The following is a 15,684-nucleotide window of genomic DNA, read 5'->3' as shown; positions in this document are numbered from 1 at the left end:
TCAACATTCGGTTATATTTTCAGGGTAAATGATTCTACCAAATAAATCAAACAATGAGATTTATCAATCCCAAAATCGACTTTGCGTTCAAAAAGATCTTCGGTTCCAGCGACAGCAAATACATCCTCATTAATTTTTTAAACGCCATCCTTTATGAAGCACAGCCTGTCATTAAAGACTTAGAAATAATCGACTCCCAACCGGGAAATAAAACTTTTGGAGTCCCAGACACACACCTAGATGTCAAAGCCACAATTAACGGTGGCAGAATCGCCCTGATTGAAATCCAACTGCTCAACGTGCCTTCCTTCGAGAAAAGAGTGTTGTACAATGCTGCCAAAGCCTACAGCGGGCAATTAACAGGAGAAGAACGCTATGAAAGACTAAAAACAGTAACTTCCTTGAAAATTGCCGACTTTGAAATGTTTGAAAATCAGCCTGAATTTATGACTAGGTTTGTTTTCAAAGAAAAAGAGCAAAAATTTGATTGTCCAGATACTGAAATAGAATTAGTATTTGTGGAGCTGCCAAAATTCAGTAAAGAATTAGCACAATTAGAAACAGGAGCCGACCAATGGATTTACTTTCTCCAAAATACCAGTATTCTGGAGACAGTCCCCGAAACACTGAGTGCTGTTCCCGAAATTCAGAAAGCTTTTAAAATTGCCAAGAAGGACAATTTTAGTCAAGAAGAATTAAAAGAGTTGCAGAACCAAGAACAGTGGATTCAAGACCAGCAGATTGCGATAGAAGTAGCAAGAGAACAACTGACAAAAACTGCTCAACTCTCATTAATATTGCGTCAACTTGTGCGACGCTTAGGCACAATCCAACCGGAACTAGAAAACTCTATCCGTCAATTAGGATTACAGGAATTAGAAGAATTAGGAGATGCCGTCCTGGATTTCAATAGTCTCTCAGATTTAACAGCCTGGTTGGAGCAGACTAATTCAATATAGAATAACATTCTTGAACCGGAATTTGCTCACACAAACAATATTTAGCTTATGAAAATTACCAAAACAAATTGGAAATACGTTTTTTGGCTGGGCCCTCTCCTCACCGCAGCGGGGGTAACAGCAGCACTTGTATCCGCAGCGTGGGAACCCCTGACAGTCGGTTTAGTTATTGCCGGAATAGTGACGATCGCACTTTGGCTGCTATCCTTGACTTACGAACAAGGCTTTTGGGGGCGACGTTCCACTCAAGCGAGTACCAACGCCCTGATTGCTACCCTCGCTGTCTTTGTGATTCTGGGAGTAATTAACTTCATAGCCTTTCGCTATCCCCTCCGCATCGACTTAACCGAAAGCCAACAATTTACCCTCGCCCCCCAGACTCAACAAATCCTGCGAAACCTGCAACAAACAGTCAAGGTTTGGGTATTTGACCCCATCCAAAATCCGCAAATTAAAGAATTGCTGCAAAGTTACAAACGCGAGGGAGGCGAAAAGTTTCAATACGAGTTTGTTGACCCCCAGGCCCAACCGGGAAAAATCCGGGAGTTTAGTATTACCAGCATCGGAGAAATTTACTTGCAATCCGGTGAAAAAAAACAAGTGCTGCAAAAAGGTGGTACTGCTTTTGGTAGTGACCCGAATCAAGGTCTTTCGGAGATAAAACTTACAAATGGCTTAGAAGAAATTCTCAGCACTCGTACTCCTACAGTTTACTTTTTGCAAGGCAAAGGAGCTCGCCCGCTGAAAGAAGGTCAAGGCGGAATTCAGCAAGCTGAAAAAGCTCTGAAAGATAAATACTATAACTCTCAAACGCTGAATTTGAGCGAACGCAAAGAAGTTCCAGAAGATGCAGATGCTTTAATTGTTCCTGGACAGGATAAACCTTTTTCGGATGTAGAAATTAAAGCACTAAAAGCTTATCTCGATCGCGGTGGCAGTTTATTCTTAATGGTAGACCCGGCAATTAATACGGGATTAGACAAATTTTTGCAAGAATGGGGTGTAAAACTAGACTCCCGTTTGGCCATCGATGCTTCGGGTAGTGGTCAAAGATTCGGCCTGGGCGCGACGGTTCCCACAGTCAGGCGTTACGGGGAACATCCGATTACTCAAAGTTTCGGTAGCGGTATTTCATTTTATCCGTTTGCACGCGCTTTGGAAACTTCGCCTGTAGTAGGGATAGAGGAAAAACCGCTGATTTGGACGAGTCAGGAAAGTTGGGCGGAAAGCGATTTGACGACTAAAAAATTGGAGTTCGATCCGAAGACCGATCGACAAGGCCCGTTATTATTAGGTGTGGCTTTGGTGCGATCGGGTTCTGAGAGCACTCCGTTAAACCCCTCAGCCTCACCAACACCAGTCACGCCTTCACCCCAACCATCGGCGACAACTTCGCCATCGGCGACAACTTCACCATCTCCTACAACTTCGCCATCGCCAACAACATCGCCATCGCCGAAAACATCGCCATCGCCGAAAACATCGCCATCTCCGACCACTTCCCCGACAACATCGCCTTCACCCCAAGCATCGCCGACAACTTCGCCGACAACTTCGCCATCTCCGACCACTTCCCCGACAACATCGCCTTCACCCCAAGCATCGCCGACAACTTCGCCGACAACTTCGTCATCACCCCAAGCATCGCCGACACCAACAACTTCACCATCGCCGAAAACTTCCCCATTACCAACAACTTCTCCATCACCAACAACTTCTCCATCTCCAACAACCTCGCCGACAGCTTCCCCAATCAGCTACTCGGTGATTGTCTCCCAGGAAGCTACCCCTCCAGCAGTACCGACAATTTCGCCAATACCGGCAGCATCTTCCACAGCATCGCCGGAGAGTTCCTCAACACCAACACCCACAACATCTCCCACAGCATCTCCTGAAAGTTCGCCCACGCCAACACCAACAACATCTTCCACACCAACACCAACAACATCTCCCACAGCATCTCCCAGTCCAAGCACAACTCCTTCTGTGCCTTCTACTCCTACAAAAACATCGCGCATGGTAGTAATTGGTACATCTCAATTTGTGACTAACGGTTGGTTTGACCAACAACTCAATAGCGACGTGTTTCTCAATTCAGTGAGTTGGTTGAGCAAACCAGACCAGCAAAGCTTTTCTATCAGCCCGAAAAAAGCTACCAACCGCCGCATTAACATGAATGATGTCCAAGTAGGATTGTTGGTTTTAGCTTGGCTGATTTGGCCTTTACTGGGACTGGGCGTTGGTGGCGCTATTTGGTGGAAAAGAAGATAATTATGAAGCAAGTTCGGCAACGAGCAATGTACGGGATTTAACGGATGTAACGGATTTATTTGCCTGTTTCTTGTTTTTCAACCCATTCCCAATTTCCAATTCCTAATCCCTAATTCCCGTAGGGTGCGTCAGGGGGGAATTATTAGTCTGAAATCAAAATATTTAACCCTGACGCACCCTACAATAACTACTTTGCTTCTTGCTTGTTTTTCCACCAATTGCTAATTCCCGTAGGTGCGTCAGAGGAAAAATTATTAGTCGGTGTCAAAATATTCAAGCCTGACGCACCCTACAATCTGATACTAATTCCCGTAGGTGCGTCAGAGGAAAAATTATTAGTCGGTGTCAAAATATTCAAGCCTGACGCACCCTACAATCTAATGACTAATGACTGCTGACTAATGACTAATGACTGCTGACCATGCCGAATTCCTCATTATTATGAAATTGCAGAAAAATACATTTATATTGATAGCTGTTGCGTTGACCATGGCGGGGTTGGTTTCTTTGTACGAGACGCAAGTGTCCCCAAAACAGGAGGCGGCTAAGGACGAAAAACATAAAATTTTTACTTTCAAGTCCGATCGCGTACAATTCTTTACAGTCAAAACTCCGGAAAAGATATTGACTTTTGAACGAGTTTATGCTCGTAAAGGAGGTAAGTCTAGCTGGGAAATGAAATTGCCGGTGCAAGCACACGCGAGTCAGGCATCGGTGGATTTTTTGCTAGATAGGCTGGGAACAGGAAAGAGCGATCGCACAATAGATATTACTGCCGCTCAACTGCCAGAATTCGGTCTCGACCAACCGCAAGCCACAGTCACAGTCAAGCTGGACAACCAGGAAACTCACCGCCTAGTTTTAGGCAAAACAGACTTTAGCGGCCGCTTCTTGTACGCCCAAGCCAACCCGGCGGAAGCCCCACCTCAAAATGGGGCAGAAACTTTGCCCGTGCTGCTAGTACCGTTTGACTTTAAAAATGCCGTCCAACGACCTTTGTCTGAATGGAAAAAAGCAGAAGCGCCCAAACCAGAGAAACCGCAAACACCCTCTCCCACGCCATCTCCCACGCCAAATCCTGAAAATCAATAGATGATCGGTGGATTGAATTTGGTGCGGGACACAGCAGATTTGGTCTTGCCCAGCAACACTCTGAGATAGAATCTAAAGAACAAATTCTAAAACCTCTCAATTCCAACATTCCTCGCCTAAAATACAGAAAAGTCTAAAGTTAAACTGTATTAAAATAGCGTGCATTACCCCAGGAACGGGCGAATATGTTTCAGACAGCACTCAACCAAGGTACGACAGCAAAGGATACAGCGCTTGACGTTGAACTCCGCAAGGTCTTTAAGGTATTTAATGGCGAAACCGCAGTCCGCGGAGTTGACCTCAGCATTCGTCAAGGAGAATTTTTTAGCATTCTCGGGCCCTCCGGCTGCGGTAAGACTACCACGCTGCGCTTAATCGCTGGGTTCGAGACTCCCTCGGCGGGCGAATTGATGATTCGCGGCCAGTCGATGACCAATACTCCAGCTTACCGCCGTCCGGTAAATACTGTGTTTCAAAGCTACGCCCTGTTCGGACACATGAATGTCTGGGACAATATCGCTTTTGGATTGCGGATTAAAAAGCTGGGGAAATCGGAAGTAGAAGAACGGGTACGGGAAGCTTTGCAATTGGTGAAAATGGAATCTTTCGCCAACAGGTTTCCGGGTCAAATGTCGGGCGGCCAGCAGCAGCGGGTGGCTTTGGCGAGAGCTCTGGTAAATCGACCGGCGGTTCTGCTGCTGGACGAACCGCTGGGAGCTCTGGATTTGAAGTTGCGGAAGCAGATGCAGTTGGAATTGTCGAATTTGCATCAAGAGTTGGGTTTGACTTTTGTGATGGTGACTCACGACCAAGAAGAGGCGATGAGTCTTTCTAACCGGATTGCGGTGATGCACGAGGGCAGGATTGAGCAAATTGGTTCGCCTGAAGAAATTTATGAGTGCCCGCAGACGGCTTTTGTGGCGGATTTTATTGGGGATACGAATTTGTTTTCTGGTACGGTGGAGGCGATCGACCGATCGACTATTACAGTTCGCACATCAGCCAATCTGAAAATAGTCGTTCAGCAGTCGGATATGTGGAATGGTGTCATCGGTGACTCTGTGGTGGTTAGCGTCCGGCCTGAAAAAGTATATTTGAATCTCTACCAGCCGGAATTGTCGGTTAACTGTTTTGAAGGGCGGCTCAAAAATATCATGTACATGGGCACTCACGTTCATTACGTGGTTGAATTGGCGTCGGGCGATAAAATTACGGTGCGCCAACCCAATACGGGCGGTTCTTTCCCAGACCCGCAGACGCCGATTTATGCTTACTGGGGAACTACTGATTGTCTCGCTTTGGGCGATCGATCCTAACGATGGAGAGGGGGAGAAAGGGAGAAAGGGAGAAAGGGAGAGGGGAGAGGGGTTGACGCACAGTATCAATTTTTCTAACAATCATTCACATACACTACTAGATGGGTGATATTTGGTGAATGGCATACATACCACTTAGAAAGGCTGTCGAATTTCTAGGTCTGCATCCAAACACGTTAAGGAAGTACGCAGATGAAGGGCAGATTAAATCAATCAAAAATGGAGCAGGGCAACGCCTTTACGACGTTGACTCATACCAAAAAGATGGAAGCATCTGCTCAATCATCTGCTACTGCCGAGTCAGTAGTACCAAACAAAAAGACGATCTTGCTAGACAAGTCGAATTCATGCGACAGCGATACCCCGACTCGGAAATCATCCAAGACATCGGCTCTGGACTCAATTTCAAAAGAAAAGGACTGCAAGCCTTACTGGTCAGATTTATGCGCCCAGATCAGCTCACGATTGTTGTTGCCTGTAGAGACAGATTGTGTAGATTCGGATTTGAACTATTCGAGTTCATGGCAAAACAAAACGGTGGAGAAATCGTGGTTCTCTCAAATCCTGTTCACGCGAGCGAATCCGAACTTACAGCCGATCTTCTTGCCATCCTTCACGTGTTTAGTTGCCGAATGCACGGTCTTAGAAGCTACAGCCAGAAAATCAAAGAAGATCCGACTATTCCTAAGCCCTGAACAAAAGGCAATGCTCAAACAATGGTTTGGAGTTAGTCGTTTTGTCTACAACGCAACTATCAAATACTTGCAGCAACCAGGCACTAAAGCCAATTGGATGTCAATTAAAACGGAAATACTCAATGGGCTGCCTGATTGGGCAAAACCTGTACCGTTTCAAATTAAATCTATTGCCATTAAAGATGCTTGTGGTGCCGTCAAAAAAGCCAAAGTAGATTTCAAGAAAACTGGCAAGATTTGTAGCTGCAAGTTTCGCAGTCGAAAAGATACAAAACAGTCTGTTTATATTCCGAAGTCTGCTATTGGGACGAAAGGAATTTATCCGACAAAATTGGGTCAGTCAAAGCTGAAAGAGGCATTACCCAAAGGCTTCAGTGATGGACGATTGACCCTTGCCTATGGCGAGTATTACATTGTTGTATCTGAAGAAGTGCAACCACGTCAGACCGATAACCAAGGTCGCGTGGTTGCCTTAGACCCCGGTGTTAGAACGTTCATGACTTTCTTTTCTGAGTCATCTTATGGATGGGTTGGGAATGATTCTAATCTTTTGATCCAAAAGTTGTGTTTCAGGTTAGACAAGTTGATCTCAAGGATGAGTAAAACGAATAGCCCGCAACGCAAAAGATTCAAGAAAGCAGCGGACAGATTAAAGTCTAAGATTCAACATCTTGTCAAAGAGTTGCATCACAAGACTGCTAAGTTTTTAGTTGATAATTTTGACGTGATATTAATTCCATCCTTTGAGTCGTCTCAGATGGTGAGCAAGTCACGTCGCAAGATTCGCTCTAAAACTGTTCGTCAAATGCTGACTCTGAGTCATTACCAGTTTAAAAAACATCTAGAGTGGAAAGCTTGGGAGCAAGGCAAAGTTGCTTTAACTTCTATCAACGAAGCTTACACTTCAAAGACTGTTTCATGGACTGGAGAAGTCAAAAAGATTGGTGGTAGCAGAATGATCAAAGATTCTGATGGAAATCAGATGAACCGAGATCTAAATGGTGCTCGTGGGATCTTCCTTCGGGCATTGGTTGATACGCCTTGGTTGAAAAGCTGTTTAGCGATTTAACTTATGTGTTTGTTAGTAAACGTTAGCAAAAAAGTATCGGAAGAATTCCCAATTACCAATTCCCAATTCCCAATTCCCAATTCCCAATCCTCAATTCCCCAATCTAAAATCTAAAATCTAAAATCTAAAATCAAACTGTCGGGTTAGCCCTTTCCAGTTGCGGCTGGCGGCTTGCAGACGTACAATCTGCCCCTCCCGTCAAAGGTGCTGCCGACCAACTTTTCATCTATACTTGGGCGGGCTATACCGATAAAGCTTTGCTCGATCGCTTTGCTGAAAAAACCGGCATTCGCGTAGTCGCCGACGTGTTAGACTCCACGGAAACAATGCTGGCGAGACTTAAAGTCGGTGTTCCCCAGGTCTACAGCATCATTTACCCGTCAGACTACATGGTGATGCAGATGAAAAAACTCGGGATGCTAACTCAATTAGACCGATCGATCGTTGGCGGACTAGATCGGCTCAAAAAGCGGTTCCAAAACCCCGTTTACGACCCCGGAAACCGCTACAGCGTGCCTTTTAGTTGGGGGACAACTGGATTGATTTACAACAGCGAACAGTTCAAAGAACCTCCCGAAGATTGGAGTTATTTGTGGAAACGCAAACAGGAATTGGCAAGGCGAATGACTCTGCTAAACGACGTTAGAGAAGTAATGGGCGCGACGCTGCGGATGCTGGGTTATTCTCTCAATTCTACAAGCCAACAACAAGTTAAAAAAGCCTATGAAAAATTAGAAGAACTCAAATCGGCGATCGCTTCTTTTACCACAGATGCTTGGCGATCGCAAATGCTGACAGGAGAGTTGAAAGTAGCAATGTGCTACTCTTCTGATGCCAATGAAGTAATTGCAAACAACCCTAAATTTCGGTATATTGTGCCGAAAAGCGGATCTGCCCTGTGGACTGACACCTTAGTAATTCCTAATGGAGCACCCAATCCAGACGCAGCTTACAAATGGATTAATTTCATACTGCAAGCTGATGTTGCGGCTTCCCTAGTCCAACGATTAGGTTTTGCAACTCCTTTAGAAGATGCTTTTTATTTGCTGACTCCAAAAGTTCGCAAAAACAAAATTCTTTTTCCTGCTGAGGCTACTTTAGAAAACTGCGAAGGCGTGGCACCCCTAGGAAAATTTGCAGATGTTTACGATCGTTACTGGACAAAACTAACCAGTATCTAATAGCATCAGTATTAATCTGCGTTTATCTGCGTTTGCTCGAACATCTAAAATCAGCTAATTCCTAAATCCCAAATCTAAAATCCCAATTAGAACTGTGCCTCCGACAAATCTACCAATCGGGTTAGCCCTTTCCAGTTGCGGCTGGCGGCTTGCAGACGTACAATCTGCCCCTCCCGTCAAAGGTGCTGCCGACCAACTTTTCATCTATACTTGGGCAGGCTATACCGATAAAGCTTTGCTCGATCGCTTTGCTGAAAAAACTGGCATTCGCGTAGTCGCCGACGTGTTTAGCTCTAACGAAGAGATGCTGGCGAGAGTTCAAGCAGGTGGCGGCCGCGCCTACAGCATCATTTACCCGTCTGACTACATGGTGGTTCAGATGACGGAACTGGGGCTGTTGAGCCAATTAGACCACTCGATTTTGGGCGGACTCGATCGCCTAAAAAAACAGTTCCAAAACCCTGTATACGACCCAGGAAACCGCTACAGCGTTCCTTTGAGCTGGGGAACCACAGGCTTGATTTACAACAGCGAACAACTCAAAGAAGCTCCTGAAGATTGGAGCTATTTGTGGGAACACAAAAAAGAGTTAGCAAGGCGAATGACGCTAGCGAGCGATGTTCGAGAAGTCATGGGCGCTGCGTTGCGAATGCTGGGCTATTCTCTGAATTCTACGAACCAAGATCAAGTTAAACAAGCTTACGCAAAGCTGGTGGAGCTCAAACCTGCGATCGCATCTTTTACGACAGACGCTTGGCGGCCGCAAATGCTGACAGGGGATTTGAAGCTAGCCATGTGCTATTCTTCTGATGCCAATGAAGTCATTTCAGATAACGACAAATTGAAGTATGTCGTACCAAAAAGTGGTTCTTCTTTGTGGACTGACACTTTAGTAATTCCCAAAGGTGCTCCCAATCCAGATGCAGCTTATAAGTGGATTAACTTTATGTTGCAAGCGGATGTCGCTGCTTCTTTAGTCGAACGGCTCAGTTTTTCAACTCCTTCGGAAGATGCTTTTAGTTTGCTGACGCCGGAAGTTCGCGAAAACGAGCTTCTTTTCCCTTCGGAAGCTGTTTTGAAAAATTGCGAAGGTGTGGCTCCAGTAGGGAAATTTATGGAAGTGTACGATCGCTATTGGACTAAATTAACCGCTGGTTAACCCTAACCTGTAGGAGCAAATTTGACCAACAATCTCTGACTCTCGCCCCCACAGTCGATCGCCCGCATCAATTTTTCCGACAATAAGTCGATCTGGTACATTTAGATTTACCGTTGGGTGGGGGCGGGTTTATACGAATTCGGGCTTTGAAATTAAAGATTTTGGTGAACCCGCCCCTACCGCTCAAAAATCCAAACTATTATTTATGGCTGTTTCTACCAAAGCTCCCCCTCCGATTCCTCCCACTGCTCCAGTCAAGCCTGAAAGCGTCCCCCCATGGTCAAAGTGGACAGGCCCGCTGGCATTGCTCGGCCCTTCTGGCTTGTTCCTGGTTTTATTATTAGTAATACCAACTCTGGTGATTTTTCAACTTAGCTTGGTGCCGAATATTAAGCCGGGAGATTTGGTAAATCCTTCGGGAATCGGCAACTACCTGCGGGTGTTTGAGCCGCTGAATTTGCAGGTGATGGGTCGATCGCTCTTTTTTGCCACCGGAACGACTATTCTGTGTTTACTGCTGGGATTTCCCGTCGCTTACTGGATCGCGCTCAATGTCTCGCCCAAGTGGCGGAATTTAACGTTATTGGGCTTTGTGTTGCCGCTGTGGACTTCTTCGCTGTTGCGATCGTATGCTTGGATTACAATTCTGCGTCCTACGGGCGTTCTCAACTCGCTCCTGGGACTTTTGGGCATCCCTCCTCTAGAATTGTTAAATCAAAGTTCCGCAGTTCTAATCGGCATGGCTTACAGCTATTTGCCCTATATCGTAACCATTCTCTACGCTTCCTTGGAAAAGCTCGATCGCAGATTGCTAGAAGCATCTCAGGATTTGGGCGCGAATCCACTAGAAACTTTCTGGAAAGTGACAGTACCCCAGACAATGCCGGGGATTGCAGCGGGTTCTTTGCTAGTATTTATTAGCTGTTTGGGCGATTTTGTCGATCCGGAGTTGCTTGGTGGAGCTTCGAGCATGACGGCAGCTCGTTTAATTTACAATCAGTTTTTGGGGGCGACTCAAAATTGGGGGCTAGGTTCGGCTCTGAGTATGGTATTAATTTTTGCAGTGAGTATCGGAATTGCTCTTTTACTCAAATATGGCGATCGTAATGCAGTTTAGTCAGTTGACAGTTGACAGTTGACAGTTGACAGTTGACAGTTGACAGTTGACAGTTGACAGTTGACAGCAGTCATTAGTTATTAGTCATTAATTAGTCGCTACAAATTCTCTTCAAATCGATGCCCTGTTTGGCCGATGCCCTGTTTGGCCGATGCCCGATGCCCAATTCCCCGATTACCAATTACCAATTACCAATTCCCGATTAACGAGATATGGAAAATACCGCCGACAATCCACAGGAGGAAATACAACCCGATATGTACTTAAAACCTAAATTTAAGATTTCTTGGCAGGCAATATTTACAGTTTTGATGTTTTTTTATATGTACCTGCCCATTTTGGTACTCACATTTTACAGCTTTAACAAATCCCGTTTTAGCGCCGGCTGGGAAGGATTTACTTTAGATTGGTACGTTAAATTATTTAGCGATACGCGGATTTTAATTGCCCTGAGAAACAGTTTAACAGTTGCTGTTTGTGCAGTTGCCATCTCCGCTGTACTCGGCACTTTAATGGCCGTTGGTTTAGCCCGCTACCGCTTTCCCGGCAAAAATTTATATCAGGGAGTTTCCTACTTGCCGATTATTATTCCAGATATTGCCAGCGCGGTTGCGACTCTGGTATTCTTAGCCGCACTCGCTATTCCTCTGAGTTTGTGGACAATTGTCGCTGCCCACGTTGTGTTTTGTCTGGCTTACATCGCTCTAGCTGTTTCTACTAGATTGGCAGATTTAAACCCTTATTTAGAAGAAGCTGCCTTGGATTTGGGTGCAACGCCTGTTGAGGCTTTTATTCAGGTTTTGCTACCTCAATTAATACCTGGAATTGTTTCTGGTTGTCTGCTATCTTTTGTGCTCAGCATGGACGATTTTTTGATTGCGAGTTTCACCGCCGGTAGCGGGACTACAACTCTACCGATGGAAATTTTTAGCCGGATTCGGACTGGTGTGAAGCCTGATATTAATGCTCTGAGCGTGCTGTTGATAGTCGGTTCGGGAGGATTGGCGTTTTTAGCGGAATATTTGCGCGGCAAGGGCGATCAAAAACAGGCTCATTAGTCAGTTGACAGTTGACAGTTGACAGTTGACAGTTGACAGTCGTAGTCGTAGGGTGTGTCGCCACAGAAAATTTCTAACTCAATATCGACAATCGAGCGAGCGACGCACCTTATAGCATTTACAAAATATTTGCGTTAATCCGCGTTAAGGATCGGTTTCCTTAGAAGTTTTCAAAGTGCACCACGCCGATTGACGATCGCAAGCAACGACGTTACTAAGGAATGAAAATTAAATAATTTACACATATTTGTGGGATGGGCGGGACGCCCATCCCACAAGAACAATAAAAATTGTAAGTTATTTAATTCTCATTCCTAAGGGGGGTGCTAACTAACCGTCAGGTGTTTAGCGTGGAAAATTCTTAATCTGCGTATAGTCAAATTCACACCTGACGCACCCTACAATAACTAACCTTCCGCTCGGGAAGGTGGTAATTTCACCTTACTAGCCAAACCTACTGCTTCCAAGGCTTGAATTGTCATCCAGGTGAAGTCAATTTCCCACCATTTCATACCGTGACGGGCAGAGTATTGATAAGCGTGGTGGTTGTTGTGCCAGCCTTCCCCGTAAGTCAAAACTGCAACCCACCAACAGTTAGTAGAACTATCTTCGGTTTCGTAAGTGCGGTAGCCAAATTTGTGAGTTGCACTGTTCACAAACCAAGTGCAGTGATATACCAAAACTAAGCGGGCAAAGATTACCCAAACTACAAATGACCAGCCTGCTACGAAGTAAAGCAACACGCCAAAGACGATTTGCATCGGGAGAAAGTAGTTTTGCAAAAATCGGTAAAATGGATCGCTGGCAATGTCTTTTGTACAGCGGGGAATTTCAGCGTGAGCCGGGCCTTTATATAGCATCCAGCCGAGGTGACTCCACCAAAAACCCTTTTGGGCATTGTGAGGGTCGATCGCATTTTGGTCAGAGTGGGTGTGGTGCAAACGGTGCAGCCCAACCCAATCAATTATTCCTCCTTGACAGGCCAGGGATCCGCAAAATGCTAGAAAGTATTCTACGAATTTTGGTGCCTGAAAACTGCGGTGGGTGAGCATACGATGCCATCCGAGAGTTATTCCCAAACCGCCGGTGATCCAGTGCATGAATACTGTTAAACCAACTGCTGTCCAGTTGAAGTTACTGGGTAGCAGTGCGAACAAAGCGCCGATATGCAGTCCTGCTAAACTAATAACGTGCTTCCAATTGTATTGGAGTTTTTCTTGCGTTGCTATTGTCATTCTTTTTTTGATTAGTGATGAGATGCTGACCGGGATTCACGCATAATAGTTTGGATTGAGCAGTAAACTTTTTTGGTGCACACTTGCCCAAACGAATCAAAAATGAATGAATTATAGATTTAGGATGAAACTTGAAAAATTTACGGTTTAATTTTGAAAATAAAACTTTTGGCTGCCAAACAAAAATTTTTCTTCCCAAATCTATTATAACTGATTATGGTTTTGGTTGGGTCGATCGCACAAGATGATTCAATCTCAGTTCAACCCAACCTTTAGCGATCGCAAAAACAGGATTAGGCATTGGTCACGAGCCATTAGTCCAGAACTGATGACCGACAACCAATGACTAAATTGCCGATCGCCCTATTTTTCTGCTAACTTCACTTTGGTAGCTAAACCCAGCGATTCCAGCAGTTGAATTGTCATCCAAGTGATGTCGATTTCCCACCATTGGAGACCGTGACGAGCAGAGTATTGGAAGGCGTGGTGGTTGTTGTGCCAACCTTCGCCGTAGGTGAGGACAGCAACCCACCAGCAGTTAGTAGAGCCATCGCCCGACTCATAGGTGCGGTAGCCGAATTTGTGGGTAGCGCTGTTAACCAGCCAAGTGCAGTGGAACACCACCACAATCCGCATAAACACTCCCCAAACCACGAAAGACCAGCCACCTAATAAATAAAGCAACACACCGAAGACAACTTGGATGGGGATAAAATATGCTTGGAGAAACTTGTATACTGGGTCGTCGCCAATGTCTTTTGTAAAGCGGGGGATTTGAACTCTCATCGGCAAATCTGAGATCATCCAACCCATGTGGCTCCACCAGAAGCCTTGATTAGAATCGTGGGGATCTTCTTCCGTGTCGGAATGGATGTGGTGTAACCGGTGCATTCCTACCCAGTCGATCGGGCCGCCTTCACAGGACAGAGTACCGCAAATAACTAGAAAATACTCTAGCCATTTCGGTGTTTGAAAACTACGGTGGGTAACGAGGCGGTGAAATCCGAGAGTAATTCCTAAACCACCTGTTACCCAGTGCAGGAATACTGCTAGGCCGACAGCAGACCAGCTAAAATTACCCGGCAGCAAAGCAAATAGAGCGCCGGTGTGCAGAAAGGCCATAAAGCCTACAACAGGCCAATCAGGAGAAGTTTTTTTGGAAGTTGCAATCGTCATGAAGATATTATGTTTACAAACTAGGGGCCGCATTTACGCGATAATCAGCAGCGCGCACGCAAATGGTGAGCGAGGTATAGATGAATAGCGTTTCACGGCTACAGGAAGCAGAACAGGCACTCTTTCAGATTTTTTCTGGTATTGACGCGACAGTCAAGCAAAATCTTCAACGAGTCTTAAAAGCTTTTCGCAGCCACCGGGTTGGAGTCCACCATTTTGCAGGTGTTACGGGTTACGGCCACGATGATTTAGGGCGGGAGACTTTGGACGGGGTGTTTGCCGAAGTGGTAGGGGCCGAGGCGGCAGCGGTGCGGGTACAGTTTGTTTCGGGTACTCACGCGATCGCCTGTGCTCTGTTTGGCATCCTACGTCCTGGTGACGAAATGTTGGCAGTTGCTGGTTCTCCCTACGATACTTTAGAAGAAGTGATCGGCTTGCGGGGGCAAGGTCAAGGTTCACTTATTGAGTTCGGCATTAGCTACCGTGAGTTGCCTCTAACTCGCGAAGGAACTGTGGATTGGCGGGCACTGAGCTCTGCTATTTCAACAAAAACTCGCCTGGTTTTGATCCAGCGCTCTTGCGGTTATTCTTGGCGATCGAGTCTGTCTATTTCTGAGATTAAAAAAATCGTCGATCTAGTCAAACATCAGAATCGTAACACAATTTGCTTTGTTGATAATTGTTACGGCGAGTTTGTTGATGATTGCGAACCTACTGCTGTGGGTGCAGATCTGATGGCGGGTTCTTTAATCAAAAATCCGGGGGGTACGATCGTCCCTGCGGGCGGTTACGTGGCCGGGAGGGCCGATCTGGTGGAGGCGGCAACTTGTCGCTTGACAGCGCCGGGAATCGGCAGCAGCGGGGGCGCGACTTTTGATTTGAACCGCTTGCTGTTTCAGGGTTTGTTCCTGGCCCCGGGGTTTGTGGGCGAGGCGATGAAGGGTAATCATTTGACGGCTTATGTTTTTTATAAGTTGGGTTATCGGGTGAATCCGATTCCTTTGGCGAGGCGCAGGGATGTGATTCAGGCGATCGAATTCGGTTCTGCTGATAAGTTAATTGCTTTCTGTCGGGCGGTGCAGCAAAATTCCCCAGTCGGTTCGTATTTAGACCCGGTACCGGGGCCGATGCCGGGGTACGAAAGTCAGTTGGTGATGGCTGGTGGTACTTTTATTGATGGCAGCACCTCGGAGTTTTCAGCAGACGGGCCTCTGCGAGAACCCTATGTGGCTTTTTGTCAAGGGGGTACTCATTGGACTCATGTGTCGATCGCGCTTGAAGATGCGATCGAGGCCGTGGGCCCGGCCAAGTAGCGAATATCTTACAAAAATAATTAGGACGGGCAAGATGCCCATC

12 protein-coding genes and 1 pseudogene are annotated in these 15,684 nt (G+C 46.0%); 11 read left to right on the top strand and 2 right to left on the bottom strand.

Features of this window, described 5'->3' with window-relative positions; genetic code table 11:
* Positions 1-53 precede the first annotated feature (53 nt).
* The 10 genes and pseudogenes from JGK20_RS09610 to JGK20_RS09565 all read left to right on the top strand — a co-directional run bounded on the left by JGK20_RS09610 (position 54) and on the right by JGK20_RS09565 (position 11,917).
* Positions 54-959 (top strand): Rpn family recombination-promoting nuclease/putative transposase, encoded by a 906-nt coding sequence (locus tag JGK20_RS09610; RefSeq protein ID WP_293184962.1) that lies wholly within the window; start codon positions 54-56, stop codon positions 957-959.
* 48 nt (positions 960-1,007) lie between these two features.
* Positions 1,008-3,230, top strand: a complete 2,223-nt coding sequence (locus JGK20_RS09605; protein WP_293230207.1) for a Gldg family protein — start codon at positions 1,008-1,010, stop codon at positions 3,228-3,230.
* A gap of 408 nt (positions 3,231-3,638) precedes the next feature.
* Complete coding sequence (locus tag JGK20_RS09600; protein ID WP_293184959.1) at positions 3,639-4,322, top strand: DUF4340 domain-containing protein; 684 nt, start codon at positions 3,639-3,641, stop codon at positions 4,320-4,322.
* Between the two features lie 185 nt (positions 4,323-4,507).
* Entirely contained in the window at positions 4,508-5,638 is a 1,131-nt protein-coding gene (locus JGK20_RS09595; RefSeq protein WP_293184958.1) for an ABC transporter ATP-binding protein, read from the top strand.
* 119 nt (positions 5,639-5,757) lie between these two features.
* Positions 5,758-6,333 (top strand): IS607 family transposase, encoded by a 576-nt coding sequence (locus JGK20_RS09590; protein WP_293184957.1) that lies wholly within the window; start codon positions 5,758-5,760, stop codon positions 6,331-6,333.
* 10 nt (positions 6,334-6,343) lie between these two features.
* Complete coding sequence (locus JGK20_RS09585; RefSeq protein ID WP_293184956.1) at positions 6,344-7,402, top strand: transposase; 1,059 nt, start codon at positions 6,344-6,346, stop codon at positions 7,400-7,402.
* Positions 7,403-7,536: 134 nt separating this feature from the next.
* Positions 7,537-8,583: pseudogene (locus tag JGK20_RS09580) on the top strand (spermidine/putrescine ABC transporter substrate-binding protein); the annotation flags it as partial.
* A 94-nt stretch (positions 8,584-8,677) separates the two neighbouring features.
* Complete coding sequence (locus tag JGK20_RS09575) at positions 8,678-9,742, top strand: spermidine/putrescine ABC transporter substrate-binding protein (protein WP_293230204.1); 1,065 nt, start codon at positions 8,678-8,680, stop codon at positions 9,740-9,742.
* Between the two features lie 205 nt (positions 9,743-9,947).
* Positions 9,948-10,859, top strand: coding sequence for an ABC transporter permease (locus JGK20_RS09570; protein WP_293184952.1), 912 nt, complete (start codon positions 9,948-9,950; stop codon positions 10,857-10,859).
* A 212-nt stretch (positions 10,860-11,071) separates the two neighbouring features.
* Positions 11,072-11,917 carry an ABC transporter permease gene (locus tag JGK20_RS09565; RefSeq protein WP_293184951.1) on the top strand — a complete coding sequence of 282 codons (846 nt, stop codon included), beginning with the start codon at positions 11,072-11,074 and terminating at the stop codon, positions 11,915-11,917.
* 407 nt (positions 11,918-12,324) lie between these two features.
* On the opposite strand, the gene JGK20_RS09560 is transcribed toward JGK20_RS09565, so the two are convergent.
* Both JGK20_RS09560 and JGK20_RS09555 read right to left on the bottom strand, forming a co-directional pair.
* On the bottom strand, positions 12,325-13,152 hold the full coding sequence (locus tag JGK20_RS09560; RefSeq protein WP_293225768.1) for a fatty acid desaturase: 828 nt from the start codon (positions 13,150-13,152) through the stop codon (positions 12,325-12,327).
* 363 nt (positions 13,153-13,515) lie between these two features.
* On the bottom strand, positions 13,516-14,328 hold the full coding sequence (locus tag JGK20_RS09555) for an acyl-CoA desaturase (RefSeq protein ID WP_293184949.1): 813 nt from the start codon (positions 14,326-14,328) through the stop codon (positions 13,516-13,518).
* 80 nt (positions 14,329-14,408) lie between these two features.
* Here JGK20_RS09555 and JGK20_RS09550 point away from each other — a divergent pair, with 80 nt between their 5' ends.
* A complete protein-coding gene (locus JGK20_RS09550; RefSeq protein ID WP_293230202.1) occupies positions 14,409-15,641 on the top strand; it encodes a methionine gamma-lyase family protein in 1,233 nt (410 codons plus the stop codon).
* Positions 15,642-15,684: the final 43 nt, after the last annotated feature.

The sequence above is a fragment of the Microcoleus sp. PH2017_05_CCC_O_A genome, assembly GCF_020738785.1.
GTDB lineage: Bacteria > Cyanobacteriota > Cyanobacteriia > Cyanobacteriales > Microcoleaceae > Microcoleus.
The sequence above is the reverse complement of the archived record's forward strand: the minus strand, read 5'-3'. Positions and strand labels throughout refer to the sequence as shown.

Bases quoted from the DNA above. Each gene is read 5' to 3' on its own strand.
- JGK20_RS09610 (WP_293184962.1), top strand. From the start codon at position 54: ATGAGATTTATCAATCCCAAAATCGACTTTGCGTTCAAAAAGATCTTC.
- JGK20_RS09605 (WP_293230207.1), top strand. From the start codon at position 1,008: ATGAAAATTACCAAAACAAATTGGAAATACGTTTTTTGGCTGGGCCCT.
- JGK20_RS09600 (WP_293184959.1), top strand. From the start codon at position 3,639: ATGACTGCTGACCATGCCGAATTCCTCATTATTATGAAATTGCAGAAA.
- JGK20_RS09595 (WP_293184958.1), top strand. From the start codon at position 4,508: ATGTTTCAGACAGCACTCAACCAAGGTACGACAGCAAAGGATACAGCG.
- JGK20_RS09590 (WP_293184957.1), top strand. From the start codon at position 5,758: ATGGCATACATACCACTTAGAAAGGCTGTCGAATTTCTAGGTCTGCAT.
- JGK20_RS09585 (WP_293184956.1), top strand. From the start codon at position 6,344: ATGCTCAAACAATGGTTTGGAGTTAGTCGTTTTGTCTACAACGCAACT.
- JGK20_RS09570 (WP_293184952.1), top strand. From the start codon at position 9,948: ATGGCTGTTTCTACCAAAGCTCCCCCTCCGATTCCTCCCACTGCTCCA.
- JGK20_RS09565 (WP_293184951.1), top strand. From the start codon at position 11,072: ATGGAAAATACCGCCGACAATCCACAGGAGGAAATACAACCCGATATG.
- JGK20_RS09560 (WP_293225768.1), bottom strand. From the start codon at position 13,152: ATGACAATAGCAACGCAAGAAAAACTCCAATACAATTGGAAGCACGTT.
- JGK20_RS09555 (WP_293184949.1), bottom strand. From the start codon at position 14,328: ATGACGATTGCAACTTCCAAAAAAACTTCTCCTGATTGGCCTGTTGTA.
- JGK20_RS09550 (WP_293230202.1), top strand. From the start codon at position 14,409: ATGAATAGCGTTTCACGGCTACAGGAAGCAGAACAGGCACTCTTTCAG.